Genomic DNA, 26,981 nt, shown 5'->3' on the forward strand with positions numbered 1-26,981 from the left:
TTTAAACTGTTTTTAAGGTGGTTAGCATGGCAGCCGCAATTTTTTTACGGTCAAAATCTAAAGCCAATGTTTTTACACCTTTTTGTAAGTTATCGTAATTCTGGGGGATTCTAATTTTATGCACTGCTTTGCTAAAGGCAGATGCATTTTCGGGTTCGTAACAAACCCCTGCCTTGTAGTACTCAATAATACCTTTGGTTTCGCCTTCTAATCCTAGTAAAATAGGTTTTTCCATGGCGGCGGCCTCAAAAATCTTAGAAGGTATAACTGTTAAAAAGGTATCGCTCTTTTTTAAATTTACCAGAGCTACATCCATTATACTTAAATAATCTACCACTTCTTTTTTAGGAACGGAGTCTACAAATACTGCATTTTTCAATTGTAAACGTGCTGCCTGTTCTAGCAGTGCTCCTTTTTTAGCACCATCACCAATAAACAAAAAAGCCATATCTGGATGAGAATTTTCAAAGGGTTTTATGGCTTCTAAAATAAAATCTAAACCATGGGCCATACCATGCGTACCTATATAGGCTAACACAAATTTGCCCTTTAACTTATGCTTTTGAAGTAGGGTTTCATTTTTAGGCTGGGGTACAAAAAGTTCTAAGTTTGCTCCATTTTTGTGCACCGAAATCTTATCGGGAGTAATTCCTCTAGCAGCTATTTTCTTTTTAAAGGTATCTGTTACCACAACAATATGGTTGGCATTTTGATATAACCGCTTTTCTACCCATTCAAAAAACTGAATTGCCTTCCCTTTTTTCATGGCACCTACGGCAATAATAGACTCTGGCCATAGGTCACGCACTTCCATCACCCACTTTTTTCGTCTAAAAAAAGCTAACCATCTACCAGCAACTGCCGTAAAAAATTGTGGTGAGGTAGCTATTATCAAATCGGTTTTAACAAATAAACCCGCAAAAAATGCCATTACTGCAAAACTGATATAATCTAAAATACGTTTTACAAATCCTGAATTTGCTGTGATATACGTCCAAACGCGAATCACTTTAATGCCATCAATTACTTCTGTTTGGTACAGTTTGTTTTGGTAACCCTCATATACCTTACCTTTTGGAAAATTGGGAGCACAAGTAATGACAGTAACTTGCACGCCAGATTTCACCCAATGTTTACAGTGTTCATAGGTTCTATTAGCGGGAGCATTAACTTCTGGGGGGAAATTGTCTGAGAGGAATAAAATTCTCAAGGTATGCTGATATTTTAAGTAATTCTAGGGTAAATTTTTACCCGATATGTATGCACAAAACTAAGCGTTATTTTTTGAGCAGGAATACGTTTATTGTATTCTTCTGCAAATTCATAGGAATTTAACGCTAGCTTCTCAATTCCTTCAAATTCAAAGCATAGGTTTTGCGTTAAAACTAAATTGTTTTTAATAATAGGCTTGCAATTGGGGTGAAAATGAAAATGACTTTTCGTTTTTAAACTACCAGCTACTAGCTCATCTTCTAAGTAAAGTATGTTATCTACCAAGCGTACTGTTCTTGTATGCCATTTTTCATAGCCATTGTGGGAGGCTTTCAGCTGTTCTGCAGCACTTTTTAAATAGGTGACTTTAGCGCGTTTACCTACTCTAAAACCATCCCAAACCGCGGAAGAATTTTCTCCATTTACCGTAACCGTATTATGTGCACTGGTTGAACGCTCCCTTTGTCTACGTTCATTTTTTTCATAGGTGCTAGTTCCTGTATCTACCAAAATGGGTTGTCCTTGGTAGTGTAGTAATAGGTGTAAGGTATCTGCATGGGCATGTCCTGGCTGATATGTTGGGCTAATTTGTGTAGCTTTTAAGACTACCTCAAAATGGGTGTTTTCTAATTTACGGTAGCCACTTTCGCCTAAAACTGTTTCTGAAGCAGAAATTCCTAATTGTTGCGCATATTCCACCAATTGTTCTGTTGTTGGCGCAATACCATTGGCAGCATCATTTACCAAAGGTATACTGCCATCTGCCCAGCTTATAGCTTTTAACCAACCCAACATGGCTACAGCTTTCTCTTTTAGAAAAGTAGCCATATGTTCATCTAGCTGGTTTACCGAAACCAATTGGTAACTATCTAAAACTCGATGTACTAAAATTTGATGGTACATGGGACTGAGTTCATAATGTGCGCCATCTGAAAGGATTTGTTTCTGTAGCTCCTTTTTAACAATTTGATTCCCTTTTTTAAGCAATTTTTCATCCTGAAAATAATGCCCGCCAAACACTAAGGCAAAACCGTTTTCTAATAAATGATTGGCCAATAAATGGTATTCTAATTGGTCCAATAATCGGTAAAAATCTTGATACAACAGTGTTGCTAACTCAGGGTCTAAGATTTTGGTACGAGCACTATATTTAATCCAATTGATACCTCGTAATGAGATGGGATACGGCTCAATACCATCTTTACGAATAGCGGCTGCTGTTTTATAACTAGCTAATAATTCTTGGGCGTCAGCATCTGAAATTTTGGACTGATTCAAAAAATCGAAATAGTTGAGATTGTAGGTCCAAAGTTTACCATGTTGGTCATAGTTCCAATCTAGTTGAGAAAACTGTTCTTTTAAATTTAAAAATTGAAAGGTTTTATTGCCTAAATACGTGGTAGGCGCAGGTATGTTGTAGGGCCATTGGAATTTGGTCTGGGTTTTGGGTTGTTGGTTGTATTTTTTAGCTGGCAACATTCGTCGTAGACGGTAATACAACTGATACCCCACCTGTATGGGTTTTAAGTGGCGTAGGGTGTGGTAGTATGTTAGTAGCTTTTGTAGCATTTGGGTTTTTAGCCTTATCCCTCTTTAATTAATTTTCTTTTTTATTGTCAATCCCTCCGTCTAGCTACGCTAGACACCTCCCTTCTCTAAAGGGAGGAGTTTGAATGGATACTTTTCTTACCACCCTTTCCGTCTCCCTATACTCGAGAGCCACCTTTCCCTAATCAGGGAAAGGAGTTTAATTCGTTGTAAAATTAGCTTCAATTTCAGCTAATACTGAACTTAAGTGTTTAAAAACCATTTCATTTTCAAATCGTATTACGGTAATCCCTAATGACGCTATGAATTCGGTACGCTTTTCGTCATAGGCTTCTGCTACTGGATTATTATGTACCTCTCCATCTAATTCAATTACCAGCTTTTCTGAAGCGCAGTAAAAATCAACAATATAAGTTCCTATGCTGTGTTGCTTTTGAAATCGTTTTCCTCCTAATTGCTTTGCTTTAAGATGTTTCCATAAAAATGCCTCTGCTGGAGTTAGGTTCTTTCTTAATTCCTTGCGTTTTAAAAGCATCTCTTTTTTATTATGATTCCTTCTATTCACGTTACTATTTTATAGCATGTACAGAACAACTCCCCTCTTTAGAAAAGAGGGGTGGTTTTGCATAGCAAAAGCGGGGAGATTGATTCGCTTTATTTTCAATCCCTCCGTCTAGCTACGCTAGACACCTCCCTTCTCTAAAGGGAGGAGTTTGAATGGATACTACTCTTACCACCCTTTCCGTCTCCCGATGCTCGGGAGCCACGTTTCCCTAACTAGGGAAAGGAGTTTGTTGTGGTTTTGCATAGCAAAAGCGGGGAGATTGATTTATCTTAATTTTCAATCCCTCCGTCCAGCTGCGCTAGACACCTCCCTTCGCTAAAGGGAGGAGTTTAAATTGATACTTTTCTTACCACCCTTTCCGTCTCCCGATGCTCGGGAGCCACCTTTCCCTAACTAGGAAAGGAGTTGTTATGGTTTAGCATAGCAAAAGCGGGGAGATTGATTTATTTTAATTTTCAATCCCTCCGTCTAGCTGTGCTGGACACCTCCCTTCTCTAAAGGGAGGAGTTTTCTAAACTGCTACCCACTGCCCTGTTTTTAAGCTTTCTAGGGCTGCAAGGCTTGCTTTTGTGGTGTTGTACACTTCATCAAATCTAATGATTGCCTCACCTCCTTTTTGAAGGTAATCTACCACTAACTGAAATTGTTTTTTATGCCCCTTATCTTGTCTGGTTTTTTGCTTTTTAAAGCCTTTAAATCCATATCCTTTTAACACACGCCAATTGTCCATCACCAACGTACGTTCTTGGCTATATACCTCTACACGTTCTTTGCTGTAAGCTTTACTTCCGTTAGAAAAATAATTAATCACTGCATTGGTACCGTTTTCATATTTCAATACAATACTGGCATTATCTGTATTTTCTTCGGGTTGCGTACCCATTGCATTCATACACACTTCAACCACTTTACTATCGGCTAGGTAGGAACACAAATCAATATAATGGCAAGCTTCGCCTAGAATACGGCCGCCGCCAACTTGCATATCGTGCACCCAAACATCTGCCGGTATAAAACCAGCGTTCATGGTCGCAATAATGTTTTTAGGGCCTGACCCTACTAACTTTTTCATTTGGGTAGCCAAGGGTGCAAAACGCCTGTTAAAACCAACTACTACCATGTTACCTGTTGCTTCTTGCGCGTTTTTTATAGCTTCTAATTCTTCTTGGGTTAAGCACAACGGCTTTTCTACAAACACGTGTTTACCTGCTTCTAGCGCTTCTAAAGTCAATTGTGCATGTAGGTTATGGCGTGTGGTAATCAACACCATGTCTACTTCATCATCGGCCAAAAGGGCTTTATAATCACTACTGGCATTGGCAATGTTTCCCTTTTTTGCAAGGGTTTTGGCATTTAAACCACCGGCACTGGCTATGTATTTAACTTGAGCTTGAGCGCTATTTAGTGCAGGAATAATTGTGGAAGACGTAAAGTTACCTGCACCGATAATACCCAACACGCCTTTAGTTGCCGAAAACTGTTGCGAAGTCACTGCCACTTTAGCTGTTTGGTCAGCTTGCTCTGGATATTCTAAAATACTGGCAATACTACCCGCTTTGCGCATATCACCATAAATTTCTTCATAATTGGCTAGGGGAACACGTTCTGTGATGAGCGACTTTACCTTTAGCTGTTCGTGGCTAATAGCTTGCAAAACGGCTTCAAAATTGCGCTTTTCTGTCCAACGTACGTAACCTACAGGATAATCTTGCCCTTTTTGTTCGTAGTTATCGTCATAACGTCCTGGACCGTAGGAACAGGAAACTTGAAAGGTGAGTTCTTTATCAAAAAAGTCTGACCGTTGTAGGTTGAGTCCTATAACACCCACCAAGACAATGCGGCCTCGCTTTCTGCTCATTTGTGCCGCTTGGTGAATAACCTCATCAGATTTTGCTGATGCCGTAATAATTACCGCATCGGCACCTACCGCATTGGTGTGCTCTAAAACGGTTTTTACCGGGTCTGCCCCAGCTTTAGGATTAATAGTGGTAATCCCCTTTTCTTCGGCTAAGGCTAGCTTTTGTGGGTCAAAATCTATACCAATAACCTTACAACCGTTAGCTTGTAATAACTCTGCGGTGACCAAACCAATTAGCCCTAAACCAATGACTACAATGGTTTCGCCAAAAGTGGGATTGGTTAAGCGTATGCCTTGCAAACCAATAGCGCCAATAACGGTAAAGGCCGCTTCTTCATCAACAACGTTGTCTGGTATTTTAGCTACTAGGTTTTGAGGCACACACACAAACTCAGCATGGTGACCGTTAGAAGCTACGCGGTCTCCTACTTGAAATTCTGAAACCCCTTTGCCTACCGCTTTAACAACACCTACATTACAATAGCCTAAGGGTAAGGGTTGATTGAGTTTATTAAAAACCGCATCTAGGGTAGGTTTAATACCATCGGTTTTCATTTTATCGAGCACCTGTTTTACCTTATCGGGTTGTTGTTTGGCTTTTTGTATAAAATTGGCTTTACCAAACTCTACCAGCATACGCTCTGTACCTAAAGACACTAAAGAACGGGTAGTTTTAATTAATACCTGCCCCGCTTTTACCTGAGGTGCTGGCACCTCTTCTAATACCGTAGCCCCGTTTTTAAGGTCTTGGATGATTTGTTTCATTGATTAAGTTCTTTCTTTAATAAGTTTTGCTGGATTTCCTCCAACTATTGCAAATGGAGCCACATCTTTTGTAACAACACTACCAGCTGCAACAACTGCGCCCTCACCGACGGTAACACCAGGTAGTATTACGCAGTTAGCACCAATCCAAACATCATTTTCTATTGTTACTTTCTTGCCAACATGACCTGAGTCAAAAATGCGTTGTGGTTTTGGTGGAATTACATGATTACCAGAAAATATCTTAGTGTCATACCCTACAAGCGTTCTATCTCCAATACTGACACCCCCTCTTGTAGTAATTAAAACACCCCAGGCCAAATCAACATGGTCACCAAGGGTTAGATTATTTCCAGGGCTTAGTTTTATTCCAGGATAGAAAGTTATTTTTTTTCCAATTTTTGCCCCCATGAATAGGAGAAAAAATTTTTTAATGGGGTTAAAAATCTTGTGTCTTGGTAAAGCAAAAACCAAAAATGAGATTGACTCGTATGTGCAGACTAGGAAGTTCTTCATTCTAACTCACTTATTAAATCCAAAATCATTCTAGTTTTATTTGATTGCGTTGGTAATTCTTTTAACCTCTTTTTACCTTCTTTAACTAATTGTTTTTGAAGACTTTTATTATTGAGTAATTCATGAATCTTATCAATATGATTATTTAAATTATGCGGATTTATATAAATAGCACTGGTTCCGCAAATGTGTCTAGAAAAATCAGTATCGGAAACAATCAATGGCAAACTTGCTTTCCAAGCTTCCATATAGTTATTGCTAAAACTTTCTAAATCACTAATATTCAAAAGAAAATCAGATTTTTCATATAAAGCATTGATTTTATCGGGAGGAACTGAACCAACAAATTCAAAATGTTTATCAGTCTCCAATGAATGTAAAGATTCAGAATGTGCAATTTTTAAAAAATCCTTTTTCTCAGCTGAAACGATAAATTTAAAATTAATATCTGCCTTCATTAATAAATTAGAAAACTCATTAAGTCGCCATAAATTTTTGTGCGGTGATAAACCACTAAGAATTAAAATTCGATTTTCTTCCGAAGGATATCGATAGCCTTTTTTTTCAATCACAAATTCTGATGGCGACGGTTTCAATATCTTAATGTCATCTTTTTTCTTCTCCAAAATTTTTGACAATCTATCTGCCATTACTTGAGTTTCGGCAATTATAAAATCAGCACGTTTAAGTCTTCTAATCCGTACCCAATTTTTTATTTGTTGTTTTATCTTCTTTGATTTTGGAATGTACTTCCAAAATGGACTTTCTGGATAACAAATGATTGGATAGGCTACACTTACGATAGAAATAACGTTCTTTTTTTTTGGTAAACCAGCGCCAAAAAAAGTATAAATCTTTCTTATCTTTTTTTCTTTGATAATCTTTGGAAGATAAAAATTTTCAAAAATAAATCTTGTTATAATCCTTGCCGATGGAGAGGTATAGAAAAGCAAATTTGGAAATCTCTCATGCAATCCTTTCAACGGTCCCACATTTGGTATTAAAATCAAATAGTTTGTTTGTTGTAAACCTGAAAGCTCTTTTATAAAGTTTAATGCCAATTGACACCCACCCCCTGACTTTAATGCACTACAATCTATCAGTATCATTAGATTTTTTTAAACTTAAGAACTCAAAATGTTGATAAGCTGTGTCTTTAGCTAATTGAATTTTCTTTGAAGCTTTATTTTGGATGAGTTTTAATTCATCAAATAGATTAACTAGATTTTCCTTTTTATCAACGACTGTTACAGGAAGGTTTTTTTCTATCGAAACATTATAATAATCAGTTTCGATTTTATTTATAATAACATTTAGTCCTGAATTAATGTATTCTCCAAATTTTGTTGGAGAAGATGCCAAATTTGTAGGTATTGCATCTCTAATTAAAATACCATAATCGGCCATTTGCAAATAATTTGAAACTTCTTCATACGGAACTGAAAAACTCATTACATCTTTTTCAATTTCTAATTCGGTAATTAATTTTCGTAATTCAGTTTGCTGTTTAGTAAGTACAACTAGTTTTACATTACCATTTTTAGTGTTCTTATAAGCTGTAAGAATAGTCTCCAAATTTTGCCATGGAGCTAAATTTCCAGTATATACAACAATTATATCTGATTGCGAGAAATTAAATTTAGTTCTGTAATGGTTTCGTATCTGATTATTAAAATAAAACAAATCATCAGAAACAATCGTACCAAATACACCAATTCTATCAGAAGATAACCGATATGTTTTGTTTATTTTGTTTTTTAAATAAGATGATACTACAAAAGCGTAATCTACTTTTTTAAAAATTTTCTTTAAAGAGAAGTAATGAGATAAATAACCAAAATATTTTTTTCTTAGCCATGTTTCATCTAAAACATCTGCTCTGATATCAACTATAAATTTTGGTGAAGTCTTTAAAGAAGATAGCAAATGTAAACCCATCAATGCTCCGTTTGTGCTTCTACCGATGATATAATCAACATCAAAATCCTCTATCAACTTTACTAATTCATCCTTTCTATTCTTTAGGTTATACCAAGAAATGAGATTATTATAACTTCCTGGTAGTAGCTTAAAATATATTCTACCATTTATAAGTCCTGAATCTTTGTTAGAAAGTATCATCTCTAAAACCCTAAAGTTCTTTTTATATTCAAATAAAAGTTGTTTTACTTGAGAATGATATATGTTATGAGACTCATCAATATTTGATATATATAATAATCCTTTATTCATTTCACCTATTAAAAATCAAATGCAAAAACAAGCTAAAACTATTTATACTGGAATTATCAATTTTGTTATTCTTTCTTTTTGCAGCAATAATATGCCAGTTAAAACTATAGCATTAAACAATACAAATTGATTAGGTAAATCTAAAGAACTCATGGATGATATTATTCCTAATAAAAAAATAGAAATAGCAAACTTTTTTTGATTATGTGGATATTTAATGGAATCATATTTAATTAGAGCATTCCAGACCTGAAACAGCATATAACAAAAAATGGCTAATCCAACTATACCTAGTTCAGCAACTAATTCAATAAACAAGTTGTGAGGGTAATATCTCTCATCATAACCTAGAGCAAATACAGGATAAGAACCAAATCCTTTACCGAACAGAAAATTTTCACTGAACATTTTTACACCAACCCCATAATGCTCGAATCTAGTAAAAACGTTACCTGTGGTAAAAGTTGATAAAGAAAAAGAACTTAACGACCTATTAACAAGATCATTAGAAACTCCAAGAACATTTATTGAAAGAAATAAAACCAAAAACAAGCCAAACAGAACATTAGTTGCTATTTTCTTAAACTTTGTTTTTGTGGCTTTCTCAAAATAAACTAAAAAGATGAAATGAATTAATGCTATCGAAAGGAAAATAGTACGTGTGGCTGTCAATAATAGGGCGAGAAAACCTACCACACCGATTAGGTAATTAATTGTCTTGTTAATACCATTTTTAAAGTATAAGGCGAAACATATTAAAATACCGGCAATACGAGAAAGAATTATAGGTTCACCACTTCCAATTCTAGTATCTGCTTGGAAATTTAATCCGCCAATAAGTATTCCCGCGGCTATTTGAAACACCCCAAAAATTATAAAGAATCTTAATTGTTTAGCTGTATTTATAGACAATACGATTAAGGTAAATGTCAAAAGATTCCATATCATAAGATTAACCTTATAAGAATGATATAATGGAGCTAGTGAACTTTTATTTATGAAACAATAAATAGTAAAGAGAAAAAAAGGAATAAGAATTTTTCTTATCGAATATACTTTCTTTAATAAGTCTGTTTTTATATTACCTGAAATCGCAAATGCAATGAAACAAAAAAGTATTTGAAGTGTATGGGTCGAAGAAGATTCACCACCTAATACTTGAATCAAACCACCTTTATAATCAAAAGAAAAGCTTAACAAAATAAGTTTTATAATTGTTTTAGGACTCATTCTGAATTTGATTAATTAATTCGATCCACTTTTTCTGCCAAAGATTCTTTGAATAAACAGTCTTAGCCAACCTTAAAGCGTTCTGAGACAAATTTATTCTTAAGTTTCGATTTTCAATTAATAAAGAAACTGATTTTAAAAAAGAATTCTTTGAAGGTTGACAAAGTAATCCATTATAAGAATCAACTATAATATTTGTTAACCCACCTACATTGGATGCAACCACCGAAGTACCAACTGCCATTGCTTCAAGAGCAGAAATTGAGGTCCCTTCTGAACCTAGGGAAGGTATTACACTTATATGAAATTGTTTTGTGAATTCTAAACTTTCAGTTTGGTCAAATTTTGTAATTGTAATTTTGTGTGAGAATTTAAGTTTTTCAATTTCAGAATATAAATCACCTTCTCCAGCAAACGTAAATTCCACATTTGGGTAACGATTATCTAAAATCTTGATTAATTCTAAGAATAACTTTACCCCTCGCATTTCTACAAATCGTCTTGCAAACAAGATTTTAACTACAGCGCTATTGTGTTTTTGATTGATAAACTCTGGATTAATTGTTTCATCATTCCGGGTGAAGTTGGTAATAACATTTACTTTAGGAAAGCAACCCTTTGTTCTAAGCCAGTTAAGATAATTGTAATCAACACAAACTTGAAATCTTGCATTGTAAAAGTTTTTAATTAATTTTCTATGAAGTAATAACCTTGAAATAGTATTTGGCAATAATCTATATGGTTTAGAAAGATTTAAAAATTTAAAATTTAAATCCCAATAAATTCCGTGCTGTATAACTATTGAATTAAATTGTGTCGCTGAAACACTGAAGTTTTCAGAACCGAAAACAATAATATCATTTTGTTTTAAAGTTGCCTCAATTAAACTAAATAAACTTTCTTTTTTTTTGGAATTAAAAAACCTACCATGAATAACAAAGCCGTCTAGTTCTATATCGAAGTCGTAATTGTAAAGTTGAAAAAAAACCACTTTAAATCCTTGATTAAGAAACAATTCTATTAAATTCCTCAAATAAGTTTGCACCCCACCAATGGAATATGAGCTATTGTCATAATCATAAAAATTAGTGTAACTGATGTAGGCGGTTTTTATTTCTTTCTCAACCAAAATAAAAGTATTAATTGATTTAATAAATGAAAAAAGTGAGCAAGAGTAAAGGATAATGCTAAACCTAGAGCCCCGAAATCACGTGAAACAAAATAATAACTAAGCAATAAGAACAATGTAGCCCATATCGCATTCAACATAAATCCAATCCACATTTTGTTTTTACTGGCAATTACTTTTCCAATTATATTATTTACAATCATTAAAGTTGCACATATAACAAGAATTCTAAGAGTGTCTGTATCTTGATAATTTTCGCCATATAAATTCAAAATCAATTTTGGGAAAAAGAATATAGGAATTGAAAGCAAAAAGGAAAGAAAAACGTTTAAAAGAATATTTGTATTGAGTATTGAACGATAAACATTTTTTTTTGACAAATTCGAAGATAAATGAGGTAATATAATTTGAGAAAAGGAGTTTGGCACAAAAAGAATAATGGCCATTATTTGAAAGGAAACTTCAAAGTCTGCTAAATGAAGAGCTCCACTTGATGAGTTTATTAAAATTGTTTTACCGTACCATAAAACTGGAGTCACTAATAAACCTGCGAGAAAAGCGGGAAGAGCAAAATTTACAATAGTTCCTATTTCTTGATTAATATTTAGATTGAAATTATAATTGCCTTCTTTTAAAAAAAATTTACTCAAAATAAATATCATAATTATTGAAAAAACAATCTCAATAATTGCATAACCATAAAGAGCTCCATCCAAGTTTAATATAGAAGCTAAATAAAAGAAAAGAGGCAAACTAATTAAAGTAGATATTAGAGAGGCTATAAAAAAGCTTTTGAACATAAAAAAAGCAGATAATACGTAACGCATAAAAGTGCTAATAGACCCGCCCATTAAAATAAGTATTGCAATTTTCAAAGGCTTTGATAGTTCACTTGAATTTAAAAGTTTTAATGAGATAACTTCCGAAAATAAATAAACAGCCAAGGAAATCAATCCAGTTGAAAGTAATAAAATCAAAAAACAGGTATTTAAAATGTTAAACGCTCTCTTTTTATCACTTTTATATTGCTCTGGCACCAACTTGGTAACAGTTAGTCCCAAACCCAATCCACTGAATAATAAGAAAGAATCTATTGTAGAACGAATAATCATCAGCTCTCCAAATGCTACCTTTTCTAATAATCGTGCTAAATAAATACTAATTACAATAAAAGCCGTTCTTCTTACAACAGAAGCTAAAATGGCGTAACTTCCTTGGGTTAATAATTGCTTTCGTAATTGTTTATTTAGTGAAAAGTATTTTTTAATATTCATTCTGAACGACAAAGTTTTTAAACTATACTTTCCTTTGTAAATCCTTTATGAATTGTACAATTTTTTTTGAAGCCATTCCATCACCGTAAGGATTATGCAACTGACTCATTTCTTGATATTTTATATGACTGTTTAACAATTCCAATGTAAAATCTACTATTTTTATTGTATCAGTTCCAACCAATTTTACAGTGCCTGCTTCGACTGCTTCAGGTCTTTCTGTTGTATTTCTTAAGACTAAGACAGGTTTACCTAAACTAGGTGCTTCCTCTTGAACTCCACCGCTATCGGTGATTATTAATTTTGCCTTATCCATTAACCATACAAAATCTGGATAAGAAAGCGGTTCAATTAAATCAATATTTGAAATCTCAGATAAAATTCTTGTTACCGGGCCTTTTACTTTGGGGTTTAGGTGCACAGGATAAATAATTCGAATATTTGGTTTTTGTTTTGCAATTTTTTTTAAAGCTTGGCAAATATCTTCAAATCCTTGGCCATGATTTTCTCTTCTATGGCCTGTCACCAATATAATTTCCTCCTCCTTCTTTAAAGAATTTGAAAATCTCTTAATAAAATCAGTTGGATTATTCTTTGTAAGATGAACACAATCTAATAATGCATCAATTACTGTATTTCCAGTTACAACAATCTTATCTTCACGTATACCTTCGTTAAGTAAATTTTCTTTTGAGGTTTTTGTAGGGGCAAAATGAAAATCTGCAATTCGTCCTGTTATTTGCCTATTCATTTCTTCGGGGTAAGGAGAGTACTTATTGTTAGTCCTTAATCCCGCTTCAACATGGCATAACTTTGCTTTTGCATAAAATGAGGCAATACTAGCGGCCATTGTAGTTGTTGTATCACCATGCACAAAAACAAAGTCTGGTTTAAAATCCTCTAAAACCTCCTTTAAGTCTAAGACAATTGCTGCGGTTAACGAATATAAATTTTGATTTGGTTTCATTAAATTCAAATCGTAATCAGCAACTAAATCAAAGAAATTCATTACTTGATCTACCATTTCACGATGCTGTGCAGTCAAACAAACCTTAGTATCAAAAAAATTAGTTTGTCGTTTAAACTCTTTAACCAGAGGAGCCATTTTTATTGCTTCAGGTCTAGTTCCAAAAATGACCAGTACTTTTTGCTTCATAAAAAATATAGTAAAGCTGAATGTTAAAGTAAATAATTAACTAGAATTCAATGCAGCCTAGCCCTCAATACCGGCAACTTCCTTTTCCTTTTTTCGACTATTTTGTGAAGATACTTTATTTGAGGATTTTAAAAGTTGTTTCATCTCCTCAGGCTTATACCCTTCTAATAAATTGGCCATGGCTACTTTTCTATTCGCTTTTGTGCCAGGGTGGCTTGCGAAATCTGGGTTATGTACCAACACCTTTTTTCGTAACCGTTGGGTTTGTGTGGGTAATAAGAATACCGGTGCCATATAAAATAGGGTCCCTACCGCTACCACAATTACACATTGTAGTGTTATAGATAAGGTTTGTGAGCCCCAACTTAAACCAATAACCGCCATATTAGCGAGTACAATCAATAGGGTAGCTTGTGCATGGCTAAAACCCTTTTGTAACAACCGGTGGTGCATATGGTTTTTATCTGCTGAAAACGGGCTACGACCGTTGGCTATACGTATGCTAAATACGCGTAGGGTATCTAATAAGGGGTATGACAATACGGCCAATACCAATACTGGTGGGTGTGCTGTAGCAAAGGTACCGGTTGCCCCTACGGTTTGTAAAAAGGCAATGGCTAAAAAGCCCATTAAAAAGCCCATAAATAACGAGCCAGAGTCCCCCATAAACAGTCGGTTCTTTTTAGAGAGGTTAAAGCGTAAAAAGCCTAAACTTACCCCTGCCATGAGTATGGCTGGTAGCGCAAGGGCTAGTTGGCCTTCCCACAGAAAGCAGGCGGCAAAAAACAAACCTACCAAGGTACTTACAGCTCCTGCTAAACCGTCGATACCATCAATAAGGTTATAGGCATTGCTAATTAACATATACACAAAAAAGCTAAAGGCTACAGAAACGGCGTAGGGCAATTGCTGTATGCCAAAAATGCCACCTAGACTATCTATACGTACGTCAGCCAAAAAGATAACTAAGGCTGCGGTAATAAACTGGGCTATAAATTTTTTACGGGGGTGGAGGCCTATCATATCGTCTTTCATTCCTAAAAAGAACAATACGGTTAAAGCGGCTAAGAGCACTAAGGCTTTAGCCATGGCCGCTGCGGTAAGGCCTGCTAACACGGTTACGACCAAAAATACTACGGCAAAAGCTAAAAACATGGCTACGCCACCGTAAGTGGGTACACTGCTTTTATGCGCACTGCGGCCGTTAGGGTCGTCTAACAGTTTTTTGGAGTGACAAATTTTAATGATGATTGGACAAAACCTTGTGGTGAGCCAATAAGCGACAACCAAGGCAAAGCCACTGAGTAGGTACGGGTTTTGGAGGTAGGGTTGTATTCTTTCTAAAAGCATATATGCTAAACTATTGCTGTGCTTTTAGGGGGAGAGTGCTAACAAGATACATAAGAACAATTTACAGGTTGTGTTTATGAGTCTGAAGCAATCTTGCACAAAAATTACATTCATTTTCGGCTCTAAAAGTATGAATATCTGGTAAACCGCAATTGTATTTCGTCGATTTTTGTAAACTTTTTCGTATTTGGTAACATTTACTTTACAAAACTGGCAACTTCTAATTTTTTTTAACAAAAGGCTGTTCGTTGTTCGTTGTTCGTTGTTGGTTGTTGGTTGTTAGTTGTTGGTTGTTGGTTGTTGGTTGTTGGTTGTTGGTTGTTGGTTGTTGGTTGTTGGTTGTTGGTTGTTGTGGATGGTTTAAATATCATAACAACTACTTTCAACTTCTTACTTTTTACTTTTTACTTTCTACTTTCTACTTTTTACTTTTTACTTCTTACTTCTTACTTCTTACTTCTTACTTCTTACTTCTTACTTTCATCTTCGTTTTTCGTTGTTCGTTGTTCGTTGTTCGTTTTTCGTTGTTGGTTGTTGGTTGTTAGTTGTTGGTTGTTGGTTGTTGGTTGTTGGTTGTTGTGGATGGTTTAAATATCATAACAACTACTTTCAACTTCTTACTTTTTACTTTTTACTTTCTACTTTTTACTTCTTACTTCTTACTTCTTACTTCTTACTTCTTACTTCTTACTTCTTACTTCTTACTTCTTACTTCTAACCTCCAACTTCATCATTCGTTTTTTCAAAAATTCATATAAACTGTTAAACTTTTCAATATCCTATCAAACCCATAGAAAAAAGCTGTTACTTTCACTATACTATGTTAAAAACCTAACAAAAAACTATAAAATACCCATGAATAGGTATTGCTCTATACCACTAGTTACTCGTATTTTTATACCTGATTTTAGCAAATATTAAACTTGCGTATTGTTGAATTTTCTTTCAACAGTAGATGCAAAAGAAATACAATCCCCGCCCTTTATTAGTAGTTGGTTTGTAGTCTTGGGGGAGGCTATTTACCAACAAACGTAGAGGGCTTGGTTTGTTTTAGCTCCTAGTTGTTTGGTGGGTTGCCAAGGCTCAAATTGCTATATTTATACCAATGTATTGTATCATTGATGTTGAAACTACAGGCAACGGTGTTAAAGGAAATAAGGTCACCGAAATTGCTATTTTTAAATACGATGGCAACACCTTAGTTGATGAGTTTACCAGTTTGGTGAATCCGCAAGCTCCTATTCCACATTTTATTACAGCGCTTACTGGTATTGATGATAGCATGGTGGCTACGGCTCCCACGTTTGCTGAAATTGCCGATAGCATTTTGAATTTTACGGCGGACTGTATATTCGTTGCGCACTCTGTAAATTTTGATTACGGCGTTATCAAAGAAGAGTTTCGCCTTTTAGGTATTGATTTTGTGCGTAAAAAACTGTGTACGGTGCGCCTATCTCGTAAATTATTACCGGGTTTGCGCTCGTATAGCTTGGGTAAATTATGTGCCGCTGAAGACATTCCCCTTACCGATAGACACCGCGCTCGTGGTGATGCGCATGCTACTGTTTTACTGTTTGAAAAACTTTTGAGACAGCCCGGAGCTAAAGACTTGCTTACCGCTTCGTTACATGCAAGAAGCCAAGAAGCTACGCTTCCGCCTCATTTAAATCGCACAGAACTGCTAAACCTTCCTAATCAACCGGGTATTTATTACTTTCTTGACAGCAATCATAAGATTATTTATGTGGGTAAGGCCAATAACCTTAAAAAGCGTGTTTTAGGGCATTTTTATGATAAGAGTGAACACGAGCTTAAACTATGCCGAGAAGTAGCCCATATTGATTTTGAACTGTCTGGTAGCGAACTGGTAGCGTTACTTATGGAGGCTGCCGCTATTAAAAAACACTGGCCCCGATTTAACCGAGCTCAAAAACGTAAACCGCGCCAATATGGTTTATTCACCTATGAAGACCGCCGTGGTGTGCAGCATTTGGGATTTGGATTATTAAGCAAACTACAGCAACCGCTAGCCACTTATAATAATCCTACAGATTGCCGAACGGTGTTAACTGAACTCTGTAAAGCCTTTGACTTGTGCCCAAAATACTGCCAGTTGGTAGCAGCTACTTTTGACTGTAAAACCCAAGCTAGTGTTTTTACTTGTAAAGGTATTTGCACAGCAGATGAGGCTATTGCCAATTATAATAAACGTGTAGAACAGGCTATAGCTGTATTAGAAGCTGCATCAGAAACGGTAGTTTTTAAAGAAAAAGGTCGCCACGCCCAAGAGTCAGCCTTTGTACTTATTGAAGCGGGAATTTATAGGGGCTACGGATTTGTGCCCGAAACAGCGGTGATAACAGACCCAGCTGAACTAGAAACCTATTTAATTCCGCAACAAAACTCTCCAGATATTGAGCGCATTTTAAACTCATACAAACGAAAGCGTATGGTTTTAACAACAACATAAGGGGGTTTTGTTTACCTTTAATAGACCAAAAAATTCCAACCTTGAACTTCTTTGTAAACTCCAAACCCATTATTGGTTTTAACGATACTATTCTTGTAGTTCTTGGTATAATTTCAAACACAGCAATTTTTATTGGTATTTTTTATCAAGGGGCGTTTATAGATGTTCCCTTTACACATTTTATATTTAAAACCTTAGAATACCTGCTTATAATCACCGCAGTTTGGTTGACCTTAAGGTATCTTTTTCTATTAATTGCTAAAAGATATACGGGACGAGAAAATAGAAAAATTAGACTCGCTTTTCTCCCTTTTTTGTTTATACCTTTTTTTATTTTGGTATATGGCTATTTAGAATATGTTCAACCAATTTTTATAGCTATTTATGACCCGTATTATGCGCAACCCAACCATAGCTATCTTATTTCTACAGGCTTTGTGGTCACATTGCTAGACATTGTTATTTACACCGTTATTAATTATGCTAATCAACTGAATAATACGCAATTAGAAACGGAAATTTTATTACGAGAAAAAGCGGTGAGCGAATTAAATACGCTGAAAAATCAATTGAGTCCGCATTTTTTATTTAATAGCCTTAATACCTTATTATATTTAATTGATGAGGATAAAGAAACCAGTAAAGACTTTATTTACAAACTTTCTTTTTTGTACCAAAAATTACTACAGTATTCCAACAAAGATTTTATTACCGTTTCTGAAGAATTGCAATACCTTAAAGCATATACTGGCTTGTTAGAAAAGCGCCATGGTGGTAAGCTAATTGTTGATCTAAAAATTGACCAAGCCGTAGGTCAGCTATTTCTAGTGCCTCTTTCCACGCAAATGGCTGTTGAAAATGCTGTAAAACACAATACCATTTCTAAGGCGCACCCCTTAACCATTACCATTTCTAATGAACCCTATTATATTGTTATCTCTAATAAACTAAAAGGTAAATTTGCTATCGGCAATTCTTTAGGTATTGGGCTAGAAAACCTTCAAAAACGCTACAAGCTACTTAGCAATAGGGAAGTGTTTTATGAAAAAACAAATGACCTCTTTATTTTAAAAATACCTTTACTAGATGCTTGGGAGTTAAAATTGAAGGAACGATAAGATTTTTCTTTCACTAAAAAGAAGACGTATTACAGTCTAAAGTTAAATTTATACACTTTATTTTAGTTTTTGTTTGTTTTAACTAAATAGATTACTACCTTTTACCTAATCAAACAACCATAATGTTTTACGATAGTCAAAAAACGCTACTCGGGTTCGATGACCGCATCATTGTACTCGTTGGTGTACTTGTAAATACACACACCGTTATGGCCATGTATTATACAGACTCTTTTTTAAATGTAGACCGTACCTCTTATTTTATTAAATGGACAGGTGAATTTTTGTTGGTGCTTATCCTATGGCTAGTTATGCGTTTTTTGTACTTAAAATTGATAAAACAATATAGGGGAATCTTAAATTTTAAAAAGCGCTGGGCTATTATACCCTTGTTCTTACTGCCTTATTTTGGCATTTGCTTGCTTCACTTTAATTACGTGCAACCCTATTTTGATTGGAACTATCCTGAATTTGAAGAACCTTCAACTTTTGCCCAAATGGTGACTGGTGTTATCATCTTTTTTTTAGACATCAGTATTTATGAAGGTTTACACTTTTTTGCTGAAGCCAAGGATAATGAGATTAAACAAGAACAACTGCGGAAAGAAAAGTTGGGTGCGGAGTTAAACTCACTTAAAAACAATTTGAGTCCACATTTTTTATACAACAGCTTAAACACGCTCATGTTTTATATTGATAGTGATCCAGAAGCAGCCAAAGAATATGTTATTTGCCTATCTAAGTTATTTAAAAACTTTTCAGAAAATTCTGAACGTGAGCTTATAAGTATCAGAAAAGAACTACAAGCAGCGGAATTGTATGGGTATTTAATAAAAAAACGTTTTCAAGAGAATTTGACTATAAATTTTGAAATAAGTCCGTTACTTTACGATAAGAAAATAGTACCTTTTTCAATACAAGCAGCCATTGAAGACGCTGTAGCCAAAAACACTATAACTAAATCTAAGCCATTAACTATCAATATTTTAAACAATGGAGAATATATTGAAGTTCACAACACCAATCAACCAAAAATAACTTTTAACACCTATAATTCTGAAACCATAAAGAATATCATAAATTCGTACAATATTCGTTCTAAAAAACGAGTAGTTGTTGAAGAAAAGCCAAATAATTTTGTAGTTCGGCTTCCAATTCTTACATTTTCAGACTTAAACACTTCCAACATTAACTAATGAATATCACAATGGAGTCACCCCTTCGCATCGTCATTGTAGAAGACGAACCCGTTTCAAGCATTTATTTAGAGAAAAAAATAAGTGAAACAGGCAAATCTTTTCAAGTTGTTGGTAAAGTAGATAGCGTTTCTGACGGACTAATCTATTTTACCGAAAACACTTCTTATGATTTGGTTTTTATGGATATTCAATTGGGTGATGGTACTTGCTTTGATTTATTGAATGAAGTTCGTATTCAAAAACCCATCATCTTTTGTACCACTTTTGATAATTATGCCATGCAGGCGTTTAAATACAACAGTATAGATTATCTATTAAAACCGGTAAATAGCGAAGATGTGGATAACGCTTTGGCTAAATACTCTAGCATCTACAGCAGTGATACCGCTACAGGAGATGATTATTTTAACCGTTTAGATAATGCGTTAAAATCTTTACAACAAACCCCTGCCACTAAGAAAAAACGCTTTTTAATTCGTACGGAAAATCATTTAGAGATTGTTTACATAGAAGATATTGTCTGCTTTTATTCCGAGGAAGGGCAATCGTACATTGTAGATAACAAAGGCGCCATATTTTCTACTGAATATACTTTAGACCGTATTGAAGAAATGGTAAGTTCAGATGAGTTTTTTAGAATTAATAGAAAAGCCATGATACGTATTGAAACTATAAAGTCTATAGAAGACTACGTAAATAACCGGCTTAAAGTCTTCTTGAATATAGATGCCATAAGTTTTGACCTCATTGTAAGTAGAAACCGCGTAAAAGAGTTTAAAAATTGGATTCGCGGTAATTAAAAACGTACTTATTTTCTACGTTTCATTTCTTTATACATCTTAGCTACAAAGATGAGCCAGATAAGAAATATCACCGAAACCGCTATAGAGTATATTAAAATAAAATCCATTAGTCTCGATATTTAAGGTAATTCATAAACCCCAAAATTGTTGGAGCCCAAAATGCGATAAAAATTGCGTCTAGTTTTTTTCCGGTCAGGAAAAGATATTCAGCAGTTATAATTATACCTACTACAACTAAAAGCATAATAATATTCATTATGCCTATTTTTTCAATTAATTCCCTGAACATTTATAATCAAATAGTGAATAACCTACGGTAAAGATAGGAAATAGATTAATGCGAAATGTAAATTTATTGTGATTTTCTTAACTGTTTTGTTTAAGATAAAACAACTATCACTAGAACAATTACCTAAAACCCTCCGCTTTATTCTTAAATTTTTCTTAAATAAGTTTAAGAAATTGTAGGGGTAAGCATCACCGTAAACATTGCCTTTTCACTTAAATATTGAAAGCCTTCGTGCAATTTGTTCTGTTCAACGGCATACGGATAAAACGAAATGGGCTCTAAACAAACCATATTGTTCACTTCTGTCCAGCACATAAAATTGCCAAAACCCTTGGTGGTAATTGTTAGCTCTTGGGCGTCTTTTAAAACTAGCTTTTCACAATTTGCTACTTCTAAAGCTCTACTACCTACAGCCAAGATTTCTTCTAGGGTTATCACTTTTTCTTTTGCTATTACAAAAGCATTTGCGGTGTGTAATTTAAAGGCTGGATGGTACCCCAGCATAAAAGGCATGTCTTGCTCACCATCGATTACAAAACGTATTTCTAAGCCTTCTTTGGTAAGCCTAAAATGCTTCTCAAAACTAAAATTATAAGGCCATACCAACCATTGCTTCGTAGATTTTTCAGGAAATTTTGAATTTTTTATGGGCGTACCCGCACGATACGTTTTTGAGAAAATAGCTGAAGTAGCTCCATTTTCTTCTAATACATATGGAAATTGGCGTAACAACCCATGCTGGTCTTGTATAGCTGTACTGCGAGGCACTTGAACTTGAAAACCAGCTTCATTCACCGGCCCAATGATAGGAAACATCTCTGTATCTGCACTACCCCAACCTGGGCTTCCTTTTTGGTGTATAAATTCATGACCGTTTACTGTATAACTAACCAATTCGCCCGCATCAATTTTTACATTCTGGTTTTCGAATTCTAAAGCTATCATTTCTTGTGTTTTTTGATTTTCTTACTCAAATTTAATCGCCTTAACCGGAGCTATTCTAGAAATGGCATAAGAAGGCACTAATAACATTAACGTACACAACACCAAAACCCCTACATTTAACAATACCACTGATGTTAGGTCTACATGCACGGGAATGTAATCTATGTAATACTGTTCTGGATTTGGAAATTTTAGAAACCGATATTTTCCTTGTAAATAAATGATTCCCAGTCCTATAAGATTACCCCAAAACAGACCCAATACTATTAAATAAGCGCCGTTATACACAAATATTTTACGAATACTCCAATTGTTAGCACCCAAAGCTTTTAAAATACCAATCATTTGGGTGCGCTCTAAAATGAGCACTAGCAGCGCCGTTATCATATTAATGCCGCCTACAATTATCATAATACCTATGATAAGCGCTATATTAAAATCAAAAAGGCTTATCCATTCAAAAATTTGAAAATAGTCGTTTTTAATGTTGCGCGTATCTAAATACGATTGGGTTTTGCCGTAGATTTCATTTGCCTTTTCTTCTAGCTCATCAAAATTGGTTAAAAACACCTCAAAATTACCTATTTGGTCTGCCTCCCATTTATTCATGCGCTGTATGTGCCTAATATCTACAAAGACAATATCTCTATCGAATTCTTCAAAACCGCTATCATAGATACCCACAATAGTAAATCTGCGGTTATTGGGTAATTTATTTGGGTCGTTATCTTTTAAAAAAACCGAATAAAAGCTATCGCCCACACCTAGCTGCAACAAATTGGCTTTTAATTTAGATATTAAAACCTCATCATTTAACTTTCCTGTATACCTAGGTAAGGCGCCTTCTATTAGAAAATCTTCTACATAAGACCAATCATAATCTGTTCCTACGCCTTTAGCTAACATACCTTCAAAGGTGTCTTCGGTTCTGATTATACCGCCTTTAGTGGCCACCCCTTGGATGTGTTTAATACCACTAACACTTTTAAAATCTGGATAAAAATCTTGCTGTATAGAAATGGGTGAGGTTGAAACTTCAGAGGCATTATTGTCATAATTCTGTATTTGAATATGACCATTAAAGGCCGCCACCTTTTCTCTTATCTTCTTTTTTAAACCCACCCCACTTGCCAAAGCTATGAGCATCATCACCAAACCAATACTAATTGCAGTAATGGCAATTTTTAGGATTGGCGCAGAAATACTACTTTTAGTTTCGCCGCCTTTTACTAAGCGTTTGGCTATAAAATATTCTAAGTTCAACAGATGTCGATTAATTCCGTTTTCAAAGGTACAGTTTTAAGCTTTTGTGTTTGCTTTTTGGCTTGTGGTCAAAAAAAACCCGAAAATGCTACTCCAGCCTCTTCTATTACTAACCCACAACCTATTCTAGTTGCTGCCAATAGAACTGATGCCTATTTGCCTTTACTTCAAAACAAAACTATTGCAGTAGTGGCCAATCAAACTTCAGTGATTTTTCACGGTTCTAACGAGCTACCTAAAAGTACACATTTGGTGGATTCGCTTTTAACATTAGGGATACAGATTGAAAAGGTATTTGCTCCTGAACACGGTTTTAGAGGCAAAGCAGATGCAGGGGAACATGTTAAGGACGCTATTGACCAAAAAACTGGCCTGCCGCTACTATCATTACATGGTAAAAACCGGAAGCCTAATCAAGAACAATTGCAAGGTCTAGATTTGGTGCTTTTTGATATACAAGATGTTGGCGTGCGTTTCTACACCTATATTGCCACCTTACAATTGGTAATGGAAGCTTGCGCAGAAGCAGGTATACCGGTTGTGGTTTTAGACCGGCCTAATCCTAACGGGCATTATGTTGATGGCCCAACTATGGAGCTTGAACACACCTCTTTTTTAGGCATGACGCCAATACCCTTAGTCTATGGTTTAACCATTGGAGAATATGCGCAAATGATTAACGAAGAAGGTTGGTTAGCAACTAATTTAAAAGCTGAACTTACTGTTGTTCCTTTAGAAAATTACACGCACGATTTGGCGTATCATTTACCCATACGCCCATCACCAAATTTGCCGAATGATACCGCTATAAACTTGTATCCTAGCTTAGGCCTTTTTGAAGGTACCAATATTAATGCCGGTAGGGGAACTGAGTTTCAATTTCAACGCTATGGTGCCTCTTTTTTAGATACTACAGCTTATGATTTTGCTTACTTTCCACAACCTAATTTTGGGAGCAAATCACCTAAAGAAAATGGTAAGAAAGTATTTGGAAAAGACCTTTCTAAGCATAAAAAAATGAATGAAGTTTCTCTAGAATGGGTGATAGATGCTTATCAAAACTGCCCAGATACCTCTAAATTTTTCTTAACCGCTGGTTTTACCAAACACGCAGGGACAGCAACACTGCAACAACAAATTGAAGCTGGTCTTACTAATGCTGAAATTAAGGCTAGTTGGCAAGCAGACTTAGCCCAGTTTAAAAGGCTAAGAACGAAGTATTTGCTATACGATTAAAATCATTTTTTGCCGCAGTTTACCCTTGGGTTGTTGGCTTTCGGTATTTATGAAAAGGCTGTTTTAACAAACCTACAATACTAGCATTTTCAACCTCATCAGGAAAGGTATCTACCCCATACTGAATTTTATCTCTATCCAATTCCATATAGGTGCCAAAAAGTCTATCCCAGACAGCGAAAATATTGCCATAATTAGAATCTGTATACGGCAACACAAAATGGTGGTGTACCTTATGCATATCTGGCGATACAATAAAGTAGCTCAACAACTTATCTACTTTTCTAGGTAACGAAATATTGGCATGATTAAATTGTGAAAACACCACTGATAAACTTTGGTATAACATTATAATACCAATGGGAGCGCCTACTAAAAACACTCCTAAGAGGGTAAACACATATCTGATTATACTTTCTAACGGATGATGCCTGTTTGCTGTAGTCGTATCTACATTATGGTCTGTGTGGTGCACTAAATGTATCATCCAAAAGGGTTTTACTTTGTGCTCTACCCAATGCGCCGTGTACGCCCCAATTAAGTCTAAAAACAACAGGCCTACTAAAACATACAACCATAAAGGCATGGCTGGCAACCAATTTAAAATTCCAAAATTGTTAGCGGCTGTCCAATCTGAGGTTACCAAGAAAAAATATGCCAAAGGCAAATTGATAATTATGGTGGTAACGGTAAAGAAAAAGTTGGGTAAGGCGTGACGCCATTTTTTATACTTTACGCTATACAAAGGCACAATGCCTTCTAAAATCCAGAATAATGTAATTCCGCCCACAAAAAACAAGCTTCTATGCTCACGGGGAATATTTGTGAAATAGTCTATGATTGCCTCCATGATATAAAAATACAAGTTCAGATGTCAATTATCAAGTATTAGTTGTTCGTTGTTCGTTGCTGGTTGCTGGTTGCTGGTTGCTGGTTTTTCGTTTTTCGTTTTTCGTTTTATATTTTATGTTTTTCGTTGTTGGGGGTTTAAATTTCATAACAACTGCTTTTTGTTTCCAACATAAACTTCACACTTCTAACTTTTAACTTTTAACTTTTAACTAAAGTAATCTCTGCTTCATTTTTTCAACGATGTTGTATGCGGCAGGACATATGGCCACGTTTTTAAGGGTAAGGTTGCTAATTTGCTGAAACTTTTTTCTATCGGTATGCGGGTATTCTCTGCAGGCTTTGGGTCTTACCTCGTAAATACTGCAGTAATTATCGTAACCTAAAAACGGACAAGGCACTTGTTGTAAAACAAAGTCACCATCTTCATCAACACGCAGGTAATCATCAATAAATTTAGAAGGTTTTACCCTAAAATGCTTGGCTATACGCTCAATATCAATATTGGTAAAAAGCGGACCCGTAGTTTTACAGCAGTTGGCACAAGTTAAGCAATCGGTTTGTTGAAACTCTTCGGTATGCAGTTCTTGCATTAGGTAGTCTAAATTCTTAGGCGGCTTCTTTTTTAGCTTTGTAAAGAACTTTTTGTTTTCTTGGTGTTTTTCCGCTGCCTTTTGGGGTAAGGCTTTTATGTCATCTTCAATCATTCTGCAGCAATAATGACGCTGTTTGGTATAAATCTTTACTCCAAAATTCTGAAACGGCCTGGGTTTCTTCAGTAAGTACAGCTTGTTTTTCTAGTAATTTCTGACCAACGGCTGATTGCTGAAAAGCTTCTAAGTCTGCTTTGTGTTCTTCGGTAAGTGCGGTGCGGTCTGCTACCAATTGTTTACCAGCGTCTGAGATATAAAATGCATTCATTTGCCGTAAATCTTCCTCTGTAAAATTCTGTAAATACACCGCTGTAAGCATGTCTCTAATTTCAAATAAGGCTTTGGTTTTATTCTTTTCTAAATATATCCAACCATCACTATTTCTATCTGATTTAGGGTATTGTTTTTCCATAAGATTTAACAAATTATCATAGGCATCTGAATACTGTTTCATGGTACCATTGTGCTCTAGATAATTGTTTACCAACTTAACTGATTCGTATTCTTGACTAAAAATAGTTACGGGAATCAGTAAAACTACTAGGAGGATTAGTTTACTTTTGACAACTTTCATTTGGTTATTTATTTCGGATGCAAAATACAAAGAATTTAAACGAAGACCTTTTGGGTACTGCGCTCGTTGACTATGTAAACAATAACTATACCGAAGATTTAAAAACCTACTCTTCTTTAGATGAAGAAGCTGCAATGCCTTTACCCTACTTATTTAGAACATTTGAAGAAATGCCTATGCTTGAGCAAAAAGCTCTTGAACTTTCTAAAGGTAGCATTCTTGATATTGGTTGCGGAGCTGGTAGTCATAGCCTTTGGCTACAAAATACTAACCACAAGGTTACTGCTCTAGATACCTCACCTGGGGCTATAGCGGTATGCAAAAAAAGGGGAATTGCCCATTGTGTCCAAAGTGAATTTCTAACCCTAGCAACAGGTACCTACGACACCCTTTTATTACTCATGAATGGTATTGGTATTGCAGGTAAACTCAAACACTTACCTGACTATTTAACTCATTTTAAAAAATTGTTGAAGCCAGGCGGTAAGGTATTGTTAGATTCTAGCGACATAATTTACATGTTCGACCAAGACGAGGATGGTGGGTATTGGACACCGGGCAATGTAGATTATTACGGTGAAGTATCGTTTACGTTTAGTTACAAAAACCAAATTGGCCCAAAATTTGATTGGTTGTACCTAGATTTTAACACGCTAGCGTATTATGCAGAAACGCATGGTTTTACCTGTGAATTACTAGCTGAAGGTGAACATTACGATTATTTAGCCAAACTTACCGTTAGCTAAT

Annotated in this window: 23 protein-coding genes and 1 pseudogene; 6 read left to right on the forward strand and 18 right to left on the reverse strand. The window is 35.2% G+C overall.

The genetic code is table 11. The annotated features are described in order from the left end of the window. Position 1: 1 nt before the first annotated feature. From H5V42_RS11590 to H5V42_RS11650, 13 genes and pseudogenes are all read right to left on the reverse strand, one after another. Positions 2–1,210: a glycosyltransferase family 4 protein gene (locus H5V42_RS11590; protein ID WP_185783340.1), complete on the reverse strand. Its 1,209-nt coding sequence runs from the start codon at positions 1,208–1,210 to the stop codon at positions 2–4. Between the two features lie 14 nt (positions 1,211–1,224). Next, complete coding sequence (locus H5V42_RS11595; protein WP_185783341.1) at positions 1,225–2,781, reverse strand: alginate lyase family protein; 1,557 nt, start codon at positions 2,779–2,781, stop codon at positions 1,225–1,227. A gap of 178 nt (positions 2,782–2,959) precedes the next feature. After that, positions 2,960–3,325 (reverse strand): endonuclease domain-containing protein, encoded by a 366-nt coding sequence (locus H5V42_RS11600; protein ID WP_229665699.1) that lies wholly within the window; start codon positions 3,323–3,325, stop codon positions 2,960–2,962. Positions 3,326–3,836: 511 nt separating this feature from the next. Continuing rightward, the gene (locus tag H5V42_RS11605) at positions 3,837–5,948 is read right to left on the reverse strand and encodes a bi-domain-containing oxidoreductase (protein WP_185783342.1); all 2,112 of its coding nucleotides are present in this window, start codon (positions 5,946–5,948) and stop codon (positions 3,837–3,839) included. A 3-nt stretch (positions 5,949–5,951) separates the two neighbouring features. Then, positions 5,952–6,113, reverse strand: a pseudogene (locus H5V42_RS15400) (DapH/DapD/GlmU-related protein); the annotation flags it as partial. A 347-nt stretch (positions 6,114–6,460) separates the two neighbouring features. Next, complete coding sequence (locus H5V42_RS11615) at positions 6,461–7,573, reverse strand: glycosyltransferase (RefSeq protein WP_185783344.1); 1,113 nt, start codon at positions 7,571–7,573, stop codon at positions 6,461–6,463. Beyond that, the gene (locus tag H5V42_RS11620; protein WP_185783345.1) at positions 7,554–8,696 is read right to left on the reverse strand and encodes a glycosyltransferase; all 1,143 of its coding nucleotides are present in this window, start codon (positions 8,694–8,696) and stop codon (positions 7,554–7,556) included. Before H5V42_RS11620 ends, H5V42_RS11615 begins: the two co-directional genes overlap by 20 nt. Before the next feature lie 42 nt (positions 8,697–8,738). Beyond that, positions 8,739–9,926 (reverse strand): O-antigen ligase family protein, encoded by a 1,188-nt coding sequence (locus H5V42_RS11625; RefSeq protein WP_185783346.1) that lies wholly within the window; start codon positions 9,924–9,926, stop codon positions 8,739–8,741. Further along, a complete protein-coding gene (locus tag H5V42_RS11630) occupies positions 9,916–11,055 on the reverse strand; it encodes a glycosyltransferase family 4 protein (protein WP_185783347.1) in 1,140 nt (379 codons plus the stop codon). The genes H5V42_RS11625 and H5V42_RS11630 overlap by 11 nt, the downstream gene beginning before the upstream one ends. After that, on the reverse strand, positions 11,037–12,329 hold the full coding sequence (locus H5V42_RS11635; protein WP_185783348.1) for an oligosaccharide flippase family protein: 1,293 nt from the start codon (positions 12,327–12,329) through the stop codon (positions 11,037–11,039). Before H5V42_RS11635 ends, H5V42_RS11630 begins: the two co-directional genes overlap by 19 nt. A gap of 22 nt (positions 12,330–12,351) precedes the next feature. After that, positions 12,352–13,485, reverse strand: coding sequence for a non-hydrolyzing UDP-N-acetylglucosamine 2-epimerase (gene wecB / locus H5V42_RS11640; RefSeq protein ID WP_185783349.1), 1,134 nt, complete (start codon positions 13,483–13,485; stop codon positions 12,352–12,354). Between the two features lie 57 nt (positions 13,486–13,542). Then, entirely contained in the window at positions 13,543–14,835 is a 1,293-nt protein-coding gene (locus H5V42_RS11645; protein ID WP_185783350.1) for a glycosyltransferase family 4 protein, read from the reverse strand. 230 nt (positions 14,836–15,065) lie between these two features. Beyond that, complete coding sequence (locus H5V42_RS11650) at positions 15,066–15,221, reverse strand: hypothetical protein (RefSeq protein WP_185783351.1); 156 nt, start codon at positions 15,219–15,221, stop codon at positions 15,066–15,068. Between the two features lie 719 nt (positions 15,222–15,940). Here H5V42_RS11650 and H5V42_RS11655 point away from each other — a divergent pair. From H5V42_RS11655 to H5V42_RS11670, 4 genes are all read left to right on the forward strand, one after another. Beyond that, positions 15,941–17,305 carry an exonuclease domain-containing protein gene (locus H5V42_RS11655; RefSeq protein WP_185783352.1) on the forward strand — a complete coding sequence of 455 codons (1,365 nt, stop codon included), beginning with the start codon at positions 15,941–15,943 and terminating at the stop codon, positions 17,303–17,305. 41 nt (positions 17,306–17,346) lie between these two features. Then, positions 17,347–18,423, forward strand: coding sequence for a sensor histidine kinase (locus H5V42_RS11660; protein ID WP_185783353.1), 1,077 nt, complete (start codon positions 17,347–17,349; stop codon positions 18,421–18,423). A gap of 122 nt (positions 18,424–18,545) precedes the next feature. After that, positions 18,546–19,619, forward strand: a complete 1,074-nt coding sequence (locus H5V42_RS11665) for a sensor histidine kinase (RefSeq protein WP_185783354.1) — start codon at positions 18,546–18,548, stop codon at positions 19,617–19,619. 11 nt (positions 19,620–19,630) lie between these two features. Further along, on the forward strand, positions 19,631–20,422 hold the full coding sequence (locus H5V42_RS11670) for a LytR/AlgR family response regulator transcription factor (RefSeq protein ID WP_185783355.1): 792 nt from the start codon (positions 19,631–19,633) through the stop codon (positions 20,420–20,422). 457 nt (positions 20,423–20,879) lie between these two features. On the opposite strand, the gene H5V42_RS11675 is transcribed toward H5V42_RS11670, so the two are convergent. Next, the gene (locus H5V42_RS11675) at positions 20,880–21,659 is read right to left on the reverse strand and encodes an aldose epimerase family protein (protein ID WP_185783356.1); all 780 of its coding nucleotides are present in this window, start codon (positions 21,657–21,659) and stop codon (positions 20,880–20,882) included. Positions 21,660–21,680: 21 nt separating this feature from the next. Next, positions 21,681–22,922, reverse strand: a complete 1,242-nt coding sequence (locus H5V42_RS11680; RefSeq protein ID WP_185783357.1) for an ABC transporter permease — start codon at positions 22,920–22,922, stop codon at positions 21,681–21,683. Positions 22,923–22,925: 3 nt separating this feature from the next. Here H5V42_RS11680 and H5V42_RS11685 point away from each other — a divergent pair, with 3 nt between their 5' ends. Further along, entirely contained in the window at positions 22,926–24,158 is a 1,233-nt protein-coding gene (locus tag H5V42_RS11685; RefSeq protein ID WP_185783358.1) for an exo-beta-N-acetylmuramidase NamZ family protein, read from the forward strand. A gap of 19 nt (positions 24,159–24,177) precedes the next feature. Here H5V42_RS11685 and H5V42_RS11690 read toward each other — a convergent pair whose 3' ends face one another. The 3 genes from H5V42_RS11690 to H5V42_RS11700 all read right to left on the reverse strand — a co-directional run bounded on the left by H5V42_RS11690 (position 24,178) and on the right by H5V42_RS11700 (position 26,234). After that, the gene (locus H5V42_RS11690; protein ID WP_185783359.1) at positions 24,178–25,008 is read right to left on the reverse strand and encodes a sterol desaturase family protein; all 831 of its coding nucleotides are present in this window, start codon (positions 25,006–25,008) and stop codon (positions 24,178–24,180) included. 211 nt (positions 25,009–25,219) lie between these two features. After that, a complete protein-coding gene (locus H5V42_RS11695; protein ID WP_194336974.1) occupies positions 25,220–25,714 on the reverse strand; it encodes a YkgJ family cysteine cluster protein in 495 nt (164 codons plus the stop codon). Next, positions 25,707–26,234 (reverse strand): DUF2059 domain-containing protein, encoded by a 528-nt coding sequence (locus tag H5V42_RS11700; protein WP_185783360.1) that lies wholly within the window; start codon positions 26,232–26,234, stop codon positions 25,707–25,709. The genes H5V42_RS11695 and H5V42_RS11700 overlap by 8 nt, the downstream gene beginning before the upstream one ends. 17 nt (positions 26,235–26,251) lie before the next feature. On the opposite strand from H5V42_RS11700, the gene H5V42_RS11705 reads away from it, so the two are divergent. Then, positions 26,252–26,980, forward strand: a complete 729-nt coding sequence (locus H5V42_RS11705; protein WP_185783361.1) for a class I SAM-dependent methyltransferase — start codon at positions 26,252–26,254, stop codon at positions 26,978–26,980. The last annotated feature ends 1 nt before the right edge of the window (position 26,981 follow it).

This window comes from Croceivirga lutea, from assembly GCF_014235875.1.
Lineage (GTDB): Bacteria > Bacteroidota > Bacteroidia > Flavobacteriales > Flavobacteriaceae > Croceivirga > Croceivirga lutea.

Bases quoted from the DNA above. Each gene is read 5' to 3' on its own strand.
- H5V42_RS11595 (WP_185783341.1), bottom strand. From the start codon at position 2,781: ATGCTACAAAAGCTACTAACATACTACCACACCCTACGCCACTTAAAA.
- H5V42_RS11605 (WP_185783342.1), bottom strand. From the start codon at position 5,948: ATGAAACAAATCATCCAAGACCTTAAAAACGGGGCTACGGTATTAGAA.
- H5V42_RS11690 (WP_185783359.1), bottom strand. From the start codon at position 25,008: ATGGAGGCAATCATAGACTATTTCACAAATATTCCCCGTGAGCATAGA.
- H5V42_RS11645 (WP_185783350.1), bottom strand. From the start codon at position 14,835: ATGCTTTTAGAAAGAATACAACCCTACCTCCAAAACCCGTACCTACTC.
- H5V42_RS11665 (WP_185783354.1), top strand. From the start codon at position 18,546: ATGTTTTACGATAGTCAAAAAACGCTACTCGGGTTCGATGACCGCATC.
- H5V42_RS11635 (WP_185783348.1), bottom strand. From the start codon at position 12,329: ATGAATATTAAAAAATACTTTTCACTAAATAAACAATTACGAAAGCAA.
- H5V42_RS11675 (WP_185783356.1), bottom strand. From the start codon at position 21,659: ATGATAGCTTTAGAATTCGAAAACCAGAATGTAAAAATTGATGCGGGC.
- H5V42_RS11670 (WP_185783355.1), top strand. From the start codon at position 19,631: ATGGAGTCACCCCTTCGCATCGTCATTGTAGAAGACGAACCCGTTTCA.
- H5V42_RS11705 (WP_185783361.1), top strand. From the start codon at position 26,252: ATGCAAAATACAAAGAATTTAAACGAAGACCTTTTGGGTACTGCGCTC.
- H5V42_RS11615 (WP_185783344.1), bottom strand. From the start codon at position 7,573: ATGATACTGATAGATTGTAGTGCATTAAAGTCAGGGGGTGGGTGTCAA.
- wecB (WP_185783349.1), bottom strand. From the start codon at position 13,485: ATGAAGCAAAAAGTACTGGTCATTTTTGGAACTAGACCTGAAGCAATA.
- H5V42_RS11620 (WP_185783345.1), bottom strand. From the start codon at position 8,696: ATGAATAAAGGATTATTATATATATCAAATATTGATGAGTCTCATAAC.
- H5V42_RS11625 (WP_185783346.1), bottom strand. From the start codon at position 9,926: ATGAGTCCTAAAACAATTATAAAACTTATTTTGTTAAGCTTTTCTTTT.
- H5V42_RS11655 (WP_185783352.1), top strand. From the start codon at position 15,941: ATGTATTGTATCATTGATGTTGAAACTACAGGCAACGGTGTTAAAGGA.
- H5V42_RS11695 (WP_194336974.1), bottom strand. From the start codon at position 25,714: ATGATTGAAGATGACATAAAAGCCTTACCCCAAAAGGCAGCGGAAAAA.
- H5V42_RS11685 (WP_185783358.1), top strand. From the start codon at position 22,926: ATGTCGATTAATTCCGTTTTCAAAGGTACAGTTTTAAGCTTTTGTGTT.
- H5V42_RS11700 (WP_185783360.1), bottom strand. From the start codon at position 26,234: ATGAAAGTTGTCAAAAGTAAACTAATCCTCCTAGTAGTTTTACTGATT.